The following is a 17,220-nucleotide window of genomic DNA, read 5'->3' on the forward strand; positions in this document are numbered from 1 at the left end:
ATTACTGAAAAAAGAATAAAGGAAGTAGAAAGATTATTAAATTACAGACCTATTAGAAAGTTTAATTATAATAACCCAATTGAAGTCCTAAAAAATAAGTGTGTTGCACTTATGGGTTGAACTCAGCTAAGAATGTATTCTGCTTTTTTATTTTTTTATAAGCTTAAACCTTTAAGCTTATATTTTAAACTTATAGTATTAACCAATTAAATTAATCGACATGTATGAAAATTATCAAAAATCTCGATCTAAAAAAAAACTTTTTAGTATGCGGCATTGTCTAGTAATAATTTGTTTTATGACAAGTGTTTGTGTTTCTGCACAAGTTACAATCTCAGGTAAGGTAGACAGTAGCGATAGTCCAATAGGGCTACCCGGTGTTAATGTGACTGTGAAAAATGAAAATATTGGTGCAATGACAGATTTTGATGGAAACTACACTATTGAGGCGCCATCAAATAACGTAACCTTATTATTCAGTTATATTGGTTTTAAATCACAAGAAATTGTTGTTGGAGATGAACTTACCGTTAACGTCACTTTAGTTGAAGATGTTAGTAAATTAGATGAAGTTGTAGTTGTTGGGTATGGAACGCAAAGTAAAAGAAATATTACAGGTGCAATTGCCTCTGTAGATTTAGATAAGGCCAATAAAAACCTGCCTAATACAAATGTTTCTCAATCGTTAAGCACTGTTGCAGGGGTTCAGTTTGTAGGTGATGGTAGACCTGGTCAGTCTGGTAATATCTTAATTAGGGGGCAAAATTCATTAAGTGGTGATAATAATCCATTAGTTGTTTTAGATGGAATTATTTTTAATGGGAGTTTAAATGACATAAACCCTCAAGATATAGCGACAATAGATATTCTTAAAGATGCTAGTTCTGCTGCAATTTATGGTTCTCGTGCTGCAAATGGGGTCATATTAGTTACTTCTAAAAAAGGAACTACATCAAAACCAAAAGTAAATGTTAACTTGTTTAGTGGACTTTCTGAATCAGGGAATGAAATTAAACTATTAAGTCCTGAACGATATGTAGAAAGAAGGCTTGATTATAGAAGAGCAACGGGTCAAGAGGCTAATCCAAGTAATATAGCAGACTATTTAACATCTACTGAATCTGAAAATTATTTAAATGGAAGAACTACTAATTTATGGGATCTGATAAGTCAACAAGGCTCTATTAATTCTGTCGATTTAAATATATCTGGTAGATCAGAGAATGTTAATTATTATCTCTCTTCATCATTTAGTGATAATAAGGGTTTAATTTTTAATGATCGTGAAAAGCGTTCTACATTTAGAGCTAATGTTGATATTAAACTAACTAATTGGATAAAGGCAGGCGTTAACACTTTATTTACAAGAAGAGATCTTTCTGGTGAAGAAGCATCTATTAGAAATGCATATAGAAGTAGTCCTTTAGGTATATTTTTTAATGAAGATGGTTCACCTACACAATTTCCAGTACCATCTGAACAAGCGGCCACTAATCCTTTATGGGAGCCTAGCTTAACCGATAATGAGGATATTTCAAATAATTTATTTAGTAATTTTTATACTGAATTGAATACAAATTTCTTAGGGGGAGATATATCATATAGACTTAATTTTTCTCCGAACATACGATGGAACCATGAATACAATTATATCAGAAAGGACCCAAATGTTGATTTTAATAATACAAGCGCCGTAAAACTAAATAGAAACGACTACGATTGGTTATTTGAGAATTTTGTTACCTATAAAAAAGATGTTGGTGAAGATCATTCCTTTGATGTTACCCTGTTATATAGTAGAAATCATACCGAATATGAATCAACGACAGCAGGAGCAGACCAACTTAGTATTGATGGGTTGGGAGTTAATAATTTAGGTTTAGGTACGATAATTAAGAATTCTTCATTTGCCCAGAATACAGAAGGTGTTTCGTATATGGGCCGTTTAAATTATCAATTCAAGAATCGATATTTATTTACATTAACTGCTAGAAGAGATGGTAGTTCAGTATTCTCATCTAATAATAAATATGCCACTTTCCCTTCTGGGGCATTTGCTTGGATTATTTCTGATGAGCCCTTTTTTCAAGACAACTCTACTATAAATCTATTAAAACTGAGATTGTCATATGGAGCCGTTGGTAACCAAGCGATATTACCATACCAGTCATTAAGCCTTTCTGATACTGAAAGATATGTATTCGGCGATGGTGGTAATAGCAGCCAAGGCGTGGTAACGTCTTCATTAGGTAACAATAACTTAAAATGGGAAACGACATATACAGCAAATGCTGCTTTAGATTTTAATATGCTAAATGGGCGTATAGGTGGCACTGTTGAATATTATAATAGTAAAACAGAAGATTTACTGGTGAGAAGAAGTATTCCCGTAACAGGTGGTTATTCAAGTATATTAACAAATATCGGAGAGACTAATAATAAGGGAATCGAAATTTTATTAAATACGGTAAATGTTAAGACTGATAAATTTGAATGGACAAGTAATTTGAACTTTTCATACAATAAAAATAAAATTGTAAGCTTGTTTGATACGGATTTAGATAATGATGGAAAGGAAGATGACAGTATTGCTAACAGCTGGTTTATTGATAAGCCTATAAATTCATTCTACGATTATGCTTTTGATGGTATTTATCAAGTTGGAGATACAGATATCCCAGAAGGTTCAGAGCCTGGTTTTGTAAGGGTTAAGGATTTAGATGGAGATGGACAAATAACCGCAGCAGATAGGACCGTAGTAGGTTCTGGGAATAATCCAGAATACAACATAGGACTTCGTAATACTTTTAATTACGGCAATTTATCTCTTTCAATTTTTGTAAATTCTCTTCTAGGTTGGGAAGCACCATTCAATTTAATAAATCCATTAGTACCTGACAGAAGTTTAAGTCAATTAGATGCAGGATGGTGGACCCCTGAGAACCAGTCGAACACCAGAGCTGGGTTAACATATAGTAATCCCTTAAATACGAACTGGTATCAAAGTCGTGATTTTTTCAGAATTAGAGATGTAGCTTTAGGTTATGAATTTAATCAGGAAATGATTGATAAGTTGCACATGTCAAGTTTAAGATTTTCTATTAGCGTTAAGAATTTATATACAATTACAGATTGGTTGGGCTCAGATCCTGAAAATGCTGTCAATTCTTATAGCAATCAAGGAGATAGTAATATTTTTCCAATGCCAAGAACAGTTTCCCTTGGAGTTAATATGGGATTTTAAATAGTATAGACTTAAAAAAAGAAATTATGACAACTTATATAAAAATTTCAAATTTAAGAATCATACTGGTTCTTACACTAACAATTTTCATTTCTTGTGACGAGGAAGATCTTTTAAATGAAAGACCATTGTCTTCGTTGAACGATGAGGCAGTATTAAGTTCCAAAGATGGTTTTGAATCTTATCTAATTGGTTTGACATTCAATGCTAGGGAAGAGCAATCTCAGGGAGATAATCTTTATTTTATCACTAATTTTCCAGGTACTGATGTAGGTGAAGATGCAGGAGCGGAGTATTTCACTTATCGTAATTGGGTTTCATATTTGACTCCGGTGACACCAGAAGTTGAAGAAAATTGGAATTGGGCCTATACCAAAATGATAGCACAAGCCAATACTATTATTACCTATGCCAGTAAACCAGAGCTAGATGATATTTGGCAAAATGAAGCTGAAAAAAATGCAGTAATTGCAGAAGCTAAATTTTACAGAGCTTATACTTATAATTTTCTTGCAAATCTTTACGGAGGGGTACCCATCGTTGAGAATATAGAAAGTTCTCCTAAGTTTGATTATGTTCGATCTAGCAGAGAAGCGGTATACGAATTTGCGAAAAATGATTTGGTCTTTGCTTCTCAATGGCTCCCAGAAATGGTAGGTTCTGGTGAAGAGGGTAGAATTGTAAAGGCTGCGGCAGATCATCTATTGACAGAAGTTTATTTAGGTCTTAACCAATATCAAAATGCAATTGACAGTGCTACAGATGTTATTGAATCAGGTCTTTATGAATTAATGACAGAGCGTTTTGGGGTAAGTGCTGGAAACCCTGGTGACGTTTATTCAGATTTATTTACAACCAGTAATATTAATAGAAGTTCAGGCAACAGGGAATCAATTTACGTTTGGCAATTTGAATCATTTACTGAAGGTGGTGGTGGTTCTTCGGATGGAAACAGAACTGTACGTAACATGGGTCCATTCTTAAATAAATTTAAAGACCCTGATGGTGTTTCTATTATTCCCACCGATGAAACAAATAGAGGTGTAGGTCGAGTAAGAGGCACCAATTATGCATTGTATGATATTTGGAAAGGAGAGCCGAACGATATTAGAAATTCTGAATATAATTTTAGACGTGAATTTTTTTACAATAATCCAGAATCAGCTTATTTCGGTCAGCCCGTATTGCCTATAACTGTTGCTGAAGATTCACTTCGTATTTTATATCCATACCCTAGAAAAATTGAGGGAACACCATGGGAAGGAAGGAATAATAATGGACGGACAGAAGAGGATGTTTATGTTTATCGATTAGCCGAAACCCATTTGTTGAGATCAGAAGCATATTTTTTAAATAGTGAAAATCAAAAGGCAGCCGACGATATTAATATGTTAAGACAAAGAGCGAATGCAACTTTGATTAATGCGAATGAGGTTTCAATAGATTATATTTTAGATGAACGAGCTAGAGAATTAATGTACGAAGAAAGAAGAAGAAAAACGTTGATTAGAATGGGAGTCTTGGTAGAACGAGTAAAAGAATTTGGACTTGTCGAAGAATGGAGAAGTACGATTCAGGATTATCACGGATTATGGCCTATACCACAATCTGCAATTGATGCAAATTTTGGAGCTGAATTGGAACAAAATCCAGGTTACTAATTATTCTAGAATTGAAAAATATTTGTTCAAATCTTAATATAGATAAACACTAATACTAGGCGAATTAGTAAAGGTTATAGCTATTTATTTACAAAGTTATAAACACAGTATTTAAAAATTAAATGTGAATAGTATGATTAATAATTATAGAAATAAAATCATTTTTTATTTGATTGGTATTATGATGTTTCAATCGAAATTTTCTAATGCTCAAACTGATGGTATGAATATAGAACATCACATTGTTTACGCTGAAGATGGTAAGTATGCCGCTTGGCCTGCAAATCATGGTATTTGGACTTGGGGAGATGAAATTCTAATAGGTTTTGTTCAAGCGGACTATAATGAAGCGAGACGAGGATTGCATACCTACGATATATCTACTTCAAGGAACAAATATGCCCGTAGTCTTGATGGAGGAATTTCCTGGAAAATTACAGATGCTTTTGAAATAGGTCAAAAAGGATTGGGTTATGATAATTATGGAATTACCGATGAAGCAATTGAACCTGCAGAGATGTTAAACCCAATAAAAGATTTTACTGATCCCGGATTTTTATTAACTTTTTTAAGACATAATAACGATGATGGCCCTACTCATTTTTATTTTTCTAACAATAAAGGTAATTCATGGGAAGGGGCATTTATATTTCCTGATTTGGGAATTACTGGCATTGCAAACAGAACAGATTACATTGTAGATGGAAAACAATCAATGACTGTTTTTGTTACCACCGCGAAGTCTAATAGAAAAGAAGGAAGAGTAGCCTTGGTAAGGACTATAGACGGAGGATTAACATGGTCCTTGGAATCTTGGATTACACCAGAGCATGGAGGTTTTGATATTATGCCGTCGTCATTAAGACTATCTGATACAGAGTTATTAACTACCATAAGAACACGTACAGAAGACAAATTAGATTTAATATCTAGCTACAGATCTACTGATAACGGTAAGAGTTGGACAAGATTAGCAGATCCTGCTCCTTATACGGGAAGTGCGGGATCTCCACCAGCTTTAGTCAAGTTGAAAGATGGAAGATTGGCGTTAGGATATATCTATAGAAGTGAAAATGGATCTCGTGTACATGTGAGGATTAGTGATGATAACGGCAATAGTTGGAACGATGAAATAACTTTACGCAGTGGCGATGGTGCCAATCGTGATGTTGGATATCCAAAAATTACACAGAGAGCTGATGGAAAGATTGTTATGGTTTACTATTGGAACCATGCTTTGGATCTTGTTGAAAAGCCTTTTAGATTTATCGCTGCAACAATTTTTGATCCACCAAAATCTAATTGATAATTAGCTTATAAATTATAGTGTAAACAAGAAAATATTATGAATCGAATTATTTATACCCTTGCAATAAGCTCTATGTTAATTTTCTCGTGTAAGGAAAAAACTGAGCAAAAAACTGCAAAGTCAATAGTCGAAGAAACTAATGATATTACTGGAAATTTTAACATACCTCCATTATCCCAGCCAGGAGAAGGAGCATATATTTCCGGAAAACTTATTTATCCTTTGGATGACAAACCTACTCCCGAATGTCATGCCTCTACGATTGTAGAGACAAAATATGGTCTCGTAAGCGCATTTTTTGCAGGAACAGAGGAAAGAAACCCAGATGTAGGAATTAGAGTTTCTAGGTTGGTAGATGGAGAATGGACTAGGCCTATTGAGGTTGTAAATGGGGTTGAAAATGATTCACTCCGCTATCCAACTTGGAATCCTGTACTGTTTCAGCCTAAAGAAGGTCCGCTATTACTATTTTATAAAGTTGGGCCAGATCCAAGAACATGGTGGGGAATGTTAATAACCTCAAATGATGGTGGGAAAACTTGGTCAAAGCCTACTAAAATGGGTTCTGATGAAAAAATCGGTCATTTACTGGGGCCAATCAAGAATAAACCAATTCAACTAGCTGATGGTACAATTATTAGTCCAACAAGTATAGAATATGAAATTGGAAAAGATGATGTGGATTGGATGGTGTATTTTGAAATTTCTAAGGATAATGGAAAAACATGGGAAGTTGTAGGTCCAATAAATGATGGAAAAGAATTTGATGCCATCCAGCCTAGTATACTAACGTATCCTGATGGTAGATTACAGGTTCTATGTAGAACCATGCAAGATGTGATTGCTCAGAGTTGGTCAGAAGATAATGGTAAAACCTGGAGCAAGATGACTGCTACAAGTCTCCCTAATCCAAATTCTGGTACAGATGCAGTAACCTTAGAAGATGGTCGACAGTTATTGATATATAATCATACTACTAAAAAAGGTGAAGAGCCTAACAATAGAAATATGTTGAATTTGGCTGTATCGGATGATGGTCTTAATTGGACACCTGTATTGACCTTTGAAACAAAACCTGCCCAAGCGGGTTATTCATATCCGGCAATTATTCAAAGCTCAGATGGTCTAGTTCATATTACATATACATATTTAAGACAATCTGTTAAACATATTGTAGTAGATCCAAGTAAGTTATAACTAAAAAATAAGCAATGAGACAACAATTTAAAGGAGTTATTCCGCCAATGATAACACCCTTGTTATCTAATTCTCAATTAGATTTTGATGGTGTTAAAAAAATAGTTAATCATTTGATTGATGGAGGCGTCCATGGCATATTTATTCTTGGTACTACAGGAGAATCTATTAGTTTAAGTTATCAAGCAAGGAGAGACTTAATTGAACAAACAGCATTACATATAAAAAAAAGAATACCATTACTAGTAGGTATTTCAGATACTTCTATAGAAGAAAGCCTTAATTTGGCTACGCTGGCCTATGAAACAGGAGCCGCAGCTGTAGTTGCCACACCACCTTATTATTTTAACCTGGGTCAAGAGGAATTATTCGAATATTATTGGGATTTAGCAGATCGTTTAAAGCTTCCGTTATTTTTATATAATATGCCCTCAATGACAAAAATCTCAATGTCCGTTGAGACCGCGGTCAGATTGTCTAAACATCCAAACATTATAGGGTTAAAAGATAGTTCAGCGAATACCGTTTACTTTCAAGCTTTAAAATATTCTATTGATAGAGATGATTTTGCACTTTTTGTAGGCCCAGAAGAAATTATGGCCGAAACAGTATTGATGGGGGGTAATGGTGGCGTAACCGGGGGAGCTAATTTATTTCCCAAACTTTATGTAAAAATGTATGAAGCGGCAATAGCGCACGATTTCGAAACAATAAAAGTATTACAAAAACAGATTTTAGAAATTGCAACTTTATTATATACAGTTGGTTCATATAATTCCAGTTACTTGAAGGGTATAAAAGGAGCTGCATCACTTTTAGGAATTTGTAACAATTATTTGGCATCACCTCTAAGACCATTTTTAGATAAAGAAATGGCTCAAATATCTAGTAATCTAGAGGGTATTCAATCTCATTTAAAGCACCTATCTCTTAATTAGAGATTTTCTAGATAAAACCAAACCATAATGAATACCATAGATATTGTTGTTTTTTTGGCGTATATAATAGGTATAGCCGCATTCGGAGGTTCTTTCTTTAAAAAGAATAGAACCTCAACTTCTTATACGGTAGGTAACAATGACATTCCAGGTTGGGTGGTTACAATGTCAATATTTGCAACCTTTGTTAGTAGTATTAGCTATTTGGCATTACCTGGAAGTGCATTTCTTTCTAATTGGAATGCCTTCGCCTTTAGTCTCTCATTACCTATTGCTTCTTTTATTGCAGTGAAGTATTTTGTTCCATTATACAGGAAAATTAATAGCCCTTCTGCTTATACTTATATGGAATTACGCTTTGGCCCTTGGGCACGTATATATGTATCATTGTGTTATCTTTTAACTCAGTTAATGAGAATTGGTACCATCCTGTATCTTTTAGCACTTACCTTAAATGCAATTGTAGGATGGGACATTATTACTATTATCATTTTAACGGGTGTTGTAGTTGCGATATATTCCATGTTAGGTGGAATAACTGCGGTATTGTGGACCGATGCAATTCAAGGTATTATTTTAATTGCTGGTGCAGTTGTATGTGTAGGTTACATTCTCTTTAATATGCCTGAAGGTCCAGGACAAGTTATAGACATTGCATTTTCCAATGAAAAGTTTGGACTTGGAAGTTTTGACCTAGACTTGACTGACTCTACCTTTTGGGTTGTGTTAGTATATGGTATATTTATAAATCTTCAGAATTATGGAATCGATCAAAATTATGTACAACGTTACATGGCTTCTAAATCTGAAAAGGCAGCTCAGCGTTCTGCCTTAATTGGAGGTCTTATATATGTTCCTGTGTCAGCACTTTTTCTTTTTATTGGCACTGCACTATTTGCTTATTATAATGCTGCTGATAGCTTGCCATTAGAATTACAAGATGTAACCAAAAGTGATAGAGTTTTTCCTTATTTTATTGTTAATGCTTTGCCACCAGGGTTAAGCGGTTTATTGGTAGCTTCTATTTTTGCTGCGGGTATGAGTACAATATCTACGAGTTTTAATAGTTCAGCAACTGTATTTTTGACGGATTATTACAATAAGTATTTTAAGAAAAACGCATCGGATAAAGAAGGAATGAAGGTACTTTACATTTCATCTGCAGTAATAAGTATTCTTGGAATTGCTATTGCTATTGCTATGATAAATGTAAAAAGTGCGTTGGATGCTTGGTGGAGCTTAGCTTCTATTTTTAGTGGAGGAATGTTAGGCTTATTTCTTCTGGGAATAATATCAAAAAATAAAAATGTTATTGGTGCAATTGTAGGGACAATAGCTGGTATTTTATTAATTCTATGGCTGAGTCTTTCGGGTATTTTATTCGGGGATAACTCAATAGGTAATTCTTTTCATACCTATTTGACTATCGTATTTGGTACAATTGTGATATTTCTAATTGGATTTTTGATTTCCTTATTTTCTTCAAAGAAACAAGATTTGGAGAAATAACAACAGTGAATATGAGTGTTAAGTATTCTCTATTGTTTTCTTGTGTATGCTTACTATTTGTTAATTGTAAAACTAACCATAAGATGAAAGGAATTGAATTATTTTCCAATTTGAAAGAGGTTCAGCTAACCACTGAAAAGTATGGACATTTTTTACATACTAGTAATTCTTTTTCACCTGACAATATTGGATTGTTTATGATATAAGAAATGACGACACTCAAATTGGCATAACAGGAAGAATTGAAATGGTAAATATAAATACAAAGACAACCGTTCAATTATATAATACTATAAGTCAAACAGAATTTGGACCCGGAGTTGGTGCTGTCACCTTTAATCCTAAGAGAAATCAGGTGTTGTTCATTCACGGCCTTCAAAATTGTAATGAATTAATTCCTTATTCATTTTCTAGGAGAACAGGTGTTAGTGTTAAAATTGATTCACCCCCAAAAACCATTATTTTTGGATGCAAGAGATGTAACACTGCCTTTTACTCAAGGCGCTCTTCGAGGTGGACTTGCAACAAAAAAGTGGACAATTAGATAGGAGTCATGCTGCTATTTGTTGATTGTACATTTCGTTTTCAAATTCTTCTATGGTTTTATACCCCAATGTAGAGTGCATTCTTCGTCTATTATACCATGTTTCTATCCATTGAAAAATAGATAGCTCTGCTTCGGATCTAAGGCTGTAATTATGTTTATATACCCATTCTACTTTCAAACTCTTAAAGAATGATTCAGCTACAGCATTTTCCCAACAGTTACCTTTTCTGCTCATACTTTGTTTTACCAATCCATTATAGCTTTTTAGAATATTGGTAAATTTATAACTAGCATATTGAGACCTTTTAATAATCTTCATGAACATTAGACGTTCACGTTTGGTCTTAAAACGGTTTACGCCACCTTTAATGGGCGTTTGTCTTACGAGTTTTTTCGTTTTGGGATTTCGGTATGAAAAATAAACATACCAATCTTTGGCAAGAGCATCCTTTTGTTGCTTGCTGGAAAGCTTTGACCAACCATTTAATTTGACTCCACCAGTGTAGAATTTGGGCTCTGAATATAGTTTAGTTCAATTTCATGTTCAAACCGTATACTGTATCGTATACGGTAGGTAAAAGTATGGAAATAAAGGACATAAAAAAACGGTTTGTGCGTACACAAACCGTTGATTTTGTTGGCTTAAACCTATGTAGCGAGAGCGGGGCACGATCCCGCGACCTCCGGGTTATGAATTCACCTCTCAAATCACAAAATGCCTAAAAATGGCCTTTGCGGGATGCTATATTATAAAAATCGTGTTCCAAAACGTGTTCAGTTTCGTGTTCACTATTATGATTAATAAATTAATTGCAATTTACAATAATTTTTGATTTGCATGGACGAAATGCGGCCTTTTAAGGCCTATGCATTCACCTAGTTAACAATCTATTTTTATACATATACATTTGATTTTTTGTATACATATTTCAGGACGGGTCAAAATATTTGGCAACGGTTAGTATATGAAAAGTAGGCGATTACGAAGCACTAAACTTTCGGTTAAGCACAAAGTTTGATACGAGCCAAAAGCCTTGGATTTACTACTATTTCGCCTATTTTTTTTATGTACATCTTTGTTAGCGATTATTTTAGACCATTTTCATGAGCTATTGATTTTAGTAAATTATTTAATTCATTTCGATTATTATAGGTCATTCCGATAGTTGAAATTGGATTCAATAGCTTGATTTTAATATTTCCAGGTTGAGTATATAGCGATTTATACGGCAATGATTCATAGGCTCCTTCGATGATGAACGGAACAATATCTGATTGACTATTAATAGCCATAACCACAGGTCCTTTTTTATACTCATTCAATTTACCATCTTTAGAGCGTTTACCCTCTATGGATATAATCATATTACCCCCAGACTTTAAAAATTTATCGGTTCGATTCAAAATTCTTTTGGCCTGAGTTGACCATTGTCGGATAATCACAAAATTGCAAATAGCCAAAAACCAACCCAATACAGGGTATATTGCAAATTCAACATTAATAATACCTCTTGTTTTATGCACAGGAAGAAGGGGAGCAATCATTGAATCTAAAAAACTGCTCTGATTGAGAAGTACAAATACTGTATTACTCGCAGTTTTAGTTTTCTCTTCCATAAATTCAAAATAAATATTAAGTCCAAATAGTTTGAAGTATAGATAGAGATAGCGTTGAAATATACTTATTGCTTTCCAGAGGTCGAAAAATCTTATAAACCCAGCGACTAGGAAATAGAAAAATCCAAGAAAGCAGTATATAATTAGTTTCAATATATACCATGTTATCGTAAGTATTCTCATTCTTATGCCCTAACCTTTATTTAATTATCGCTAACGTTGTTGTATATGGTTTGTTGCGTGTTTTAAGTACCTAATTTAATAAATAATTACTGGATAGAAAATCCGCGAGGATTTTCATAAGTAGGCGAGAAGCAAGCAATAAACTATATACGGCATTAGTTTTTTGCAAATTCAATTAACTGTTTAAAATTTCCTTTATCAGCTTCTCTTAAAGCTTTTATATATGTATTTCTTGTTTCGTTAGCTTTAACCATATTTGATTGATGCCAAGAAAATATTTCATTCCCAAATATTGATTCCATAATTATGTCAGCCATCATTCTAGAGTGTCTTCCATTTCCATTTGGAAAGCAATGAATGGATACTATGCGATGTTTAAATCTTACAGCTATTTCTTCAGGCGGAAAAATTTTGTTTTCTATCCAATACTTAGTGTCGTCCAGTAAATTTTTTAATTCAATTCCAATTTGTGTCCACGGAATTCCAATGTTCTTTTCAGTCTTTCTAAAATCGCCTGCCCATTTCCATACATCACCATACATTTTTTGATGCAAGTCTTTTACAAACTTTTCAGTTAAAATTTTTTCAAGTTTGAATTTTCTATGAATAGTCCATTCGACTGCTTTTTCAATGTTCAATTGCTCAAATTCATCTAGTTCTCTTTGAGTAGTAATAGACTTTATTTTAAGACCTTCCTTTTCTTCTTCGTCTAAAGGTGTTTGTCCATCTTTATAATCGAATTCTAATCCCATAATGATTTTTTCATCTCTCGTTTTATTTCACTAGCTAGTTCCTTTATGGTTTTATCTATTTTTTCATCTCCAATTCCTTGGTCCTCTAATTTCATATTTTGGTTAGTTCTTAAAACTATTTTTCGGGCCAGCTTTTCAGCCTTTAAGTTTACTAAGCTTTCAATGGTCCCATCTTTCGGAATAAAACCATAGATGAATTTCATATTCAAAGCATTGCCAACATCTTTTAATTTATTGATGGTTATCTGACCTGTAGCTTCGCGTTCTTCGATTTTTTGTATAGCTCCTTTAGTTAAGTTAAGTTTGGTCCCTAATTGGTCCCTTGTCATATTAAGAGTAGTTCTAATAGTATTTACCCATCCTTTTTGTGGGACCAGGACCATTCCTGCATCTTTAAAATTTACCAATTTTTGGTCCAATTGTTCTATGAGTAGTTTTTTTTTGTTTCTCATTTGTTAATTTTTTATACATATAAGTATGCAATAAAAACCAAAAGTATACAAATAAATATAAAAAACATAAATAAAAGAATACTTATATGTATGAATGCAAGAATTAAATCATACAAATATGTATTAGTAAGTTTGTGTTTTAAATTAATGCTAACGTTTATGTATAACTTAAGTTGGCTTTTTATTAAAATAAGTAACTTTAAGATATAATCGAAAGCATTTGGACAAAGAGATAAAAGGTACTGAAGAGAAGCTTCTTTCTTTGGTAAAACAAGATTAGCAACATCAGCTGACCTTGCTAACTAGTATCCCTGGTATCGGAATCAGAACGGCTCTTTTTTTTGATTGTTTGCACGGATGGTTTTAAGAAGTTCGAAACAGCATCTCAACTATATAGTTACGTTGGCATTACTCCAACGATACGGGAATCCGGCAGTAGTGTTCGAGGCCGTAGTAGAATTAGCAAGATTGGTAACAGAAAGCTGCGTAACCTATTATTTTTATGTTCTTTTAATGCCTGCAAGTACAACAAGGCGTGTCGGGAAATTTACGAGAGAATAGTCAATAAGGGTAAAAGTAAAAAGTTAGCATTGATTGCGGTTGCAAATAAGCTAATCAAGCAATGTTTTGCTATCGCAAAATCTGGCAGGCCTTATGACGAAACTTACGTTTCTGTGTTGCCTGGATAATTAGAAAAATAAACATTAAAAAACTCAAAGAATCAATAAATTGAATCTCTGAGCTAAGATAATAGTGTCTCAAAATTAATGAAGAAAAGGGTTGTTTTTTACCTTAGTTCTTTGTTGGCTGTAGTACTTATTCTTTTCAACTTGTTTTGGTTATGGAGTATCCGTATTTATCATATCCTTATGCATTTTCCAAATTCCATCCTCCTTTTTCCAAATTACTAAAGATTTTCCTATTAGTGTAATTTCTCCATTACTTAATGTCCACTTTTCAGTATCTAATAAATATTCGCCACAACCTTCTATCCAGGTTGATTCTACGTTTAGTTCTGTAAAACCGCCTTCAATAAATCCAGCCAGAGCTTTTTCAATGTTATCTCGTCCAGTAATAATCGGAGCATTATTTGGCATAAAAACAGCGTCTACAGTATAATAATTGGCAGCAGCTTTTGCATCTTTTTTAGCCAAAGCTGATTTAAACCCAATAATTGTTTTTTGTAATTCTTTTTGTTCTTTCTCCAAATTAAAAGCTGTCTTGATTTCTTTGTTTTCTTTTACTTTAGAATTGTCTGAATCATTACAGCTCGTTAAAATAAATAATAAGAAAATAATTGATGACAGTACTTGGATTCGATTGAGATGTTTAATAAGGTTCTTCATTTTTTTTTGGTTTGATTTTTTATATTTATTGGTCTCAAAAATAGTTAAAACTATGCACTTGAGTGCATTTCGCTTTAGTTTCTAAAAACCTTTACTTTTGTTCTATGACCGAACAAAGATCAAATGGGCATACCGTTTCCAGGTTGACAGTCCATATAGTCTAGAGCACTAAATATCGATATCATGTTCTGAAAGGGGATATCCAGGTCCGTTGCCGTTCCCTTTTGATGCAGATCTGTGATGCCGAGGATATTTGGATATTGAAGGGGTTGGTTTCCAAGGATCATGTCCACATGCATAATGAATATCGTCCTTCGCAAAGTGTGAGCTATATGGTAAAGAAACTAAAAGGGAGGAGTTCAAGGAAACTTCAGCAAGAGTTTCCGGCATTGAAGCAGAAATATTGGGGACGGCATTTGTGGGGCATCGGATATGGATGCTGGAGCACGGGAAATATAACGGATGAAATGGTGAACGAGTATTTGGAGCACCATCGAAGACCTGACGATGGCCAAAGCAGTAATTTCATACTAGAGCAATAACCATTGGGTGAATTTAATTCACGGGCCCGAAACTATGGACCTTTAAGTCCATAGTGGTTCATTTTTTCGCTTACTCTATTCAGTTTTCAGCGTCCTGTTATTAATTATTAAGTTTGTTTCTATGGTTGTTATACATTACAGCCAACGGTTTTGTGTATGATTAGTAGCGTGTTTTAAGCACTAAATTTAGTAAAAAAACAGAGATTTAAAGTCTGCGAGAATTTTCGTAAAAAAGCAATACTAGCAATAAATTATAAACGGTTGTGCTTTCGTTATTTATTAATTATAATTTTTACTCTTTAATTCTTTCTCAATGTCATCTACCAATAGATTACTATTTTCTATTATGGCTTTAAGCATTCCCTGCCGACTGACATTGAGAGCTCCTTGAGCGTGATTAAAAAATCTATATAATGCTAAAGTGGTAGGCGCATTGAAATCACCAATCCAAGTAGTGTCAATTTTCTTAATATCGAACCATTGTTTGCCATTTTCTCTAACCAAAAAAGTATGGGAATTTAAATTTTGGTTTTGAATCAGCCGTTGCGAATCACTATTCATCTCTCTTATAAACTGTTAAAAGGTTTCAATTAAGTAATAATAATCAGTTAGATGATTCCGTAATTTCTTGTTTTTTATAATATAAATACCACTGGTGTTGAGCATTTCATCATAGGTCTTTCTGTTTACTTTTATATTAGACCAAGTAAGTCTAAATAACGAATCAGCAGTAATAATATCCTGAACTGTTTTTGCCTTATAGAATATTTCAAGTCCCTTTTCAGAACGAGATTGACGCTAGAGAATCTTCTCGGCTTAAATCAGTAATATCAGAGTTGAAATCATCCTTTAGTCTTAAAAGAAAAGACACTTCCTTATCCACTTCTTTTCTGTTTTCGTTTAAATTGTTGAGCTGAATGGCTAGAAAAATTCCGATAACCACAAGAATTATTTCTCCGATTGCATAAGTCAGATATTTTCCGAACTTATTTTCAGTCAGAGTTTTTTGTCTAATTTTTCTAAAGAATTTTATCATTGGTTAGCGGTTTCTGGTAATGAAGCACAACGGTTGGTATATCTTGAAGCGTAGCATCCCGCGGGGTGCTATGATTTTATATACATCTTAAGTTTGATTCCCTAACTTTTAGGATATAAATCAGAAAGAACAAAAGAGAGAATTAAGGTTACTATATACGGTGAAGATCTAGACTTCGACAACATTGATAATCCTCTCTCTTTTACTACTTACATCACGTTCAGTTCTGTGAGACTTTAGATCTCGTTTTCAAGTTGTTGTGAGCAGAAGTAGCTGGTTCTTTCATAAAATAGTATTTATGAATAAATATAACGAAACTTTCGGAGTCGACATCAGTAAAGATGTCTTTGATGTACATGGTAGTACCGTAGGACACGACCAGTATAAAAATGATGAATCCGGGTTTCGGAAGTTCTTTAAAGAGTTACCTGATAATTCATTGGTTGTTATGGAAGCTACGGGTTATTATCATTATCGTCTTGCACAATTTCTTTACAAAAATGGGATTACGGTATCGGTTGTGAATCCCTTATCCGTAAAGCGTTTTATACAGATGAAATTGGCCAAGGTAAAGACCGACAAGAGCGATGCCAATGCCATATGTGAATATGCTGTAATAAATGAAGTTCCTCTTTACACAGCTCTTACCGATGTTCAGAGTGAATGTTTACAGCTATTTAGATTGTTGGATAGTTACTTAAAGAAACGAACGGCAACCAAGAACAAGATGCATGTGTAGGCTTCCCCGTCTTAGGACACCTCTAAATTCGATAAATAATTATTATTTAGGTCAGGTTTGATGAAGAATTTAAATTCTTCATCAAACCTGGGCATACACTCTTTAGGTGATTTATTACCTAAAGATTTATGTGGGTGGTTGAAGTTAT

Annotated in this window: 14 protein-coding genes and 3 pseudogenes; 10 read left to right on the top strand and 7 right to left on the bottom strand. The window is 33.7% G+C overall.

Features of this window, described 5'->3' with window-relative positions:
• Positions 1 to 298: 298 nt before the first annotated feature.
• From ES765_RS20235 to ES765_RS23050, 7 genes are all read left to right on the top strand, one after another.
• Positions 299 to 3,244, top strand: coding sequence for a SusC/RagA family TonB-linked outer membrane protein (locus tag ES765_RS20235; protein WP_171017388.1), 2,946 nt, complete (start codon positions 299 to 301; stop codon positions 3,242 to 3,244).
• A 26-nt stretch (positions 3,245 to 3,270) separates the two neighbouring features.
• Entirely contained in the window at positions 3,271 to 4,905 is a 1,635-nt protein-coding gene (locus ES765_RS20240) for a RagB/SusD family nutrient uptake outer membrane protein (protein WP_138116177.1), read from the top strand.
• Between the two features lie 133 nt (positions 4,906 to 5,038).
• Positions 5,039 to 6,211 carry an exo-alpha-sialidase gene (locus ES765_RS20245; protein WP_138116179.1) on the top strand — a complete coding sequence of 391 codons (1,173 nt, stop codon included), beginning with the start codon at positions 5,039 to 5,041 and terminating at the stop codon, positions 6,209 to 6,211.
• A gap of 39 nt (positions 6,212 to 6,250) precedes the next feature.
• Positions 6,251 to 7,411 carry a sialidase family protein gene (locus tag ES765_RS20250; RefSeq protein ID WP_212744280.1) on the top strand — a complete coding sequence of 387 codons (1,161 nt, stop codon included), beginning with the start codon at positions 6,251 to 6,253 and terminating at the stop codon, positions 7,409 to 7,411.
• Positions 7,412 to 7,425: 14 nt separating this feature from the next.
• Positions 7,426 to 8,349, top strand: a complete 924-nt coding sequence (locus tag ES765_RS20255) for a dihydrodipicolinate synthase family protein (RefSeq protein WP_138116181.1) — start codon at positions 7,426 to 7,428, stop codon at positions 8,347 to 8,349.
• Between the two features lie 27 nt (positions 8,350 to 8,376).
• A complete protein-coding gene (locus tag ES765_RS20260; RefSeq protein WP_138116183.1) occupies positions 8,377 to 9,858 on the top strand; it encodes a sodium:solute symporter in 1,482 nt (493 codons plus the stop codon).
• A 247-nt stretch (positions 9,859 to 10,105) separates the two neighbouring features.
• On the top strand, positions 10,106 to 10,402 hold the full coding sequence (locus tag ES765_RS23050; protein ID WP_138116185.1) for a DUF3748 domain-containing protein: 297 nt from the start codon (positions 10,106 to 10,108) through the stop codon (positions 10,400 to 10,402).
• A 7-nt stretch (positions 10,403 to 10,409) separates the two neighbouring features.
• Here the strand turns inward: ES765_RS23050 and ES765_RS20270 are convergent.
• From ES765_RS20270 to ES765_RS20285, 4 genes and pseudogenes are all read right to left on the bottom strand, one after another.
• A pseudogene (locus tag ES765_RS20270) lies at positions 10,410 to 10,703 on the bottom strand (integrase core domain-containing protein); the annotation flags it as partial.
• Positions 10,704 to 11,491: 788 nt separating this feature from the next.
• Entirely contained in the window at positions 11,492 to 12,022 is a 531-nt protein-coding gene (locus ES765_RS20275; protein ID WP_171017389.1) for a lysophospholipid acyltransferase family protein, read from the bottom strand.
• 338 nt (positions 12,023 to 12,360) lie between these two features.
• Positions 12,361 to 12,957, bottom strand: coding sequence for a mobile mystery protein B (locus ES765_RS20280; protein ID WP_138116189.1), 597 nt, complete (start codon positions 12,955 to 12,957; stop codon positions 12,361 to 12,363).
• Positions 12,948 to 13,409, bottom strand: coding sequence for a mobile mystery protein A (locus tag ES765_RS20285; protein WP_138116191.1), 462 nt, complete (start codon positions 13,407 to 13,409; stop codon positions 12,948 to 12,950). The genes ES765_RS20280 and ES765_RS20285 overlap by 10 nt, the downstream gene beginning before the upstream one ends.
• A gap of 208 nt (positions 13,410 to 13,617) precedes the next feature.
• Between ES765_RS20285 and ES765_RS20290 the strand changes: the two are divergent.
• Positions 13,618 to 14,098 (top strand): annotated as a pseudogene (locus tag ES765_RS20290) (IS110 family transposase); the annotation flags it as partial.
• 150 nt (positions 14,099 to 14,248) lie between these two features.
• Here ES765_RS20290 and ES765_RS20295 read toward each other — a convergent pair.
• A complete protein-coding gene (locus ES765_RS20295; RefSeq protein ID WP_138116193.1) occupies positions 14,249 to 14,755 on the bottom strand; it encodes a YybH family protein in 507 nt (168 codons plus the stop codon).
• Positions 14,756 to 14,859: 104 nt separating this feature from the next.
• Between ES765_RS20295 and tnpA the strand changes: the two are divergent.
• A pseudogene (gene tnpA / locus ES765_RS20300) lies at positions 14,860 to 15,297 on the top strand (IS200/IS605 family transposase).
• A gap of 279 nt (positions 15,298 to 15,576) precedes the next feature.
• Here the strand turns inward: tnpA and ES765_RS20305 are convergent.
• Both ES765_RS20305 and ES765_RS22480 read right to left on the bottom strand, forming a co-directional pair.
• Positions 15,577 to 15,858 (bottom strand): hypothetical protein, encoded by a 282-nt coding sequence (locus ES765_RS20305; RefSeq protein ID WP_138116195.1) that lies wholly within the window; start codon positions 15,856 to 15,858, stop codon positions 15,577 to 15,579.
• Between the two features lie 220 nt (positions 15,859 to 16,078).
• A complete protein-coding gene (locus ES765_RS22480) occupies positions 16,079 to 16,333 on the bottom strand; it encodes a DUF6090 family protein (RefSeq protein ID WP_138116197.1) in 255 nt (84 codons plus the stop codon).
• A gap of 298 nt (positions 16,334 to 16,631) precedes the next feature.
• On the opposite strand from ES765_RS22480, the gene ES765_RS20315 reads away from it, so the two are divergent.
• Entirely contained in the window at positions 16,632 to 17,072 is a 441-nt protein-coding gene (locus tag ES765_RS20315; protein WP_317131444.1) for an IS110 family transposase, read from the top strand.
• The last annotated feature ends 148 nt before the right edge of the window (positions 17,073 to 17,220 follow it).

The sequence above is a fragment of the Maribacter sp. ACAM166 genome, assembly GCF_005771495.1.
Taxonomy (GTDB): Bacteria; Bacteroidota; Bacteroidia; order Flavobacteriales; family Flavobacteriaceae; genus Maribacter.

Bases quoted from the DNA above. Each gene is read 5' to 3' on its own strand.
- ES765_RS22480 (WP_138116197.1), bottom strand. From the start codon at position 16,333: ATGATAAAATTCTTTAGAAAAATTAGACAAAAAACTCTGACTGAAAAT.
- ES765_RS20275 (WP_171017389.1), bottom strand. From the start codon at position 12,022: ATGGAAGAGAAAACTAAAACTGCGAGTAATACAGTATTTGTACTTCTC.
- ES765_RS20250 (WP_212744280.1), top strand. From the start codon at position 6,251: ATGAATCGAATTATTTATACCCTTGCAATAAGCTCTATGTTAATTTTC.
- ES765_RS20295 (WP_138116193.1), bottom strand. From the start codon at position 14,755: ATGAAGAACCTTATTAAACATCTCAATCGAATCCAAGTACTGTCATCA.
- ES765_RS20280 (WP_138116189.1), bottom strand. From the start codon at position 12,957: ATGGGATTAGAATTCGATTATAAAGATGGACAAACACCTTTAGACGAA.
- ES765_RS20240 (WP_138116177.1), top strand. From the start codon at position 3,271: ATGACAACTTATATAAAAATTTCAAATTTAAGAATCATACTGGTTCTT.
- ES765_RS20285 (WP_138116191.1), bottom strand. From the start codon at position 13,409: ATGAGAAACAAAAAAAAACTACTCATAGAACAATTGGACCAAAAATTG.
- ES765_RS20315 (WP_317131444.1), top strand. From the start codon at position 16,632: ATGAATAAATATAACGAAACTTTCGGAGTCGACATCAGTAAAGATGTC.
- ES765_RS23050 (WP_138116185.1), top strand. From the start codon at position 10,106: ATGGTAAATATAAATACAAAGACAACCGTTCAATTATATAATACTATA.
- ES765_RS20260 (WP_138116183.1), top strand. From the start codon at position 8,377: ATGAATACCATAGATATTGTTGTTTTTTTGGCGTATATAATAGGTATA.
- ES765_RS20245 (WP_138116179.1), top strand. From the start codon at position 5,039: ATGATTAATAATTATAGAAATAAAATCATTTTTTATTTGATTGGTATT.
- ES765_RS20235 (WP_171017388.1), top strand. From the start codon at position 299: ATGACAAGTGTTTGTGTTTCTGCACAAGTTACAATCTCAGGTAAGGTA.
- ES765_RS20255 (WP_138116181.1), top strand. From the start codon at position 7,426: ATGAGACAACAATTTAAAGGAGTTATTCCGCCAATGATAACACCCTTG.
- ES765_RS20305 (WP_138116195.1), bottom strand. From the start codon at position 15,858: ATGAATAGTGATTCGCAACGGCTGATTCAAAACCAAAATTTAAATTCC.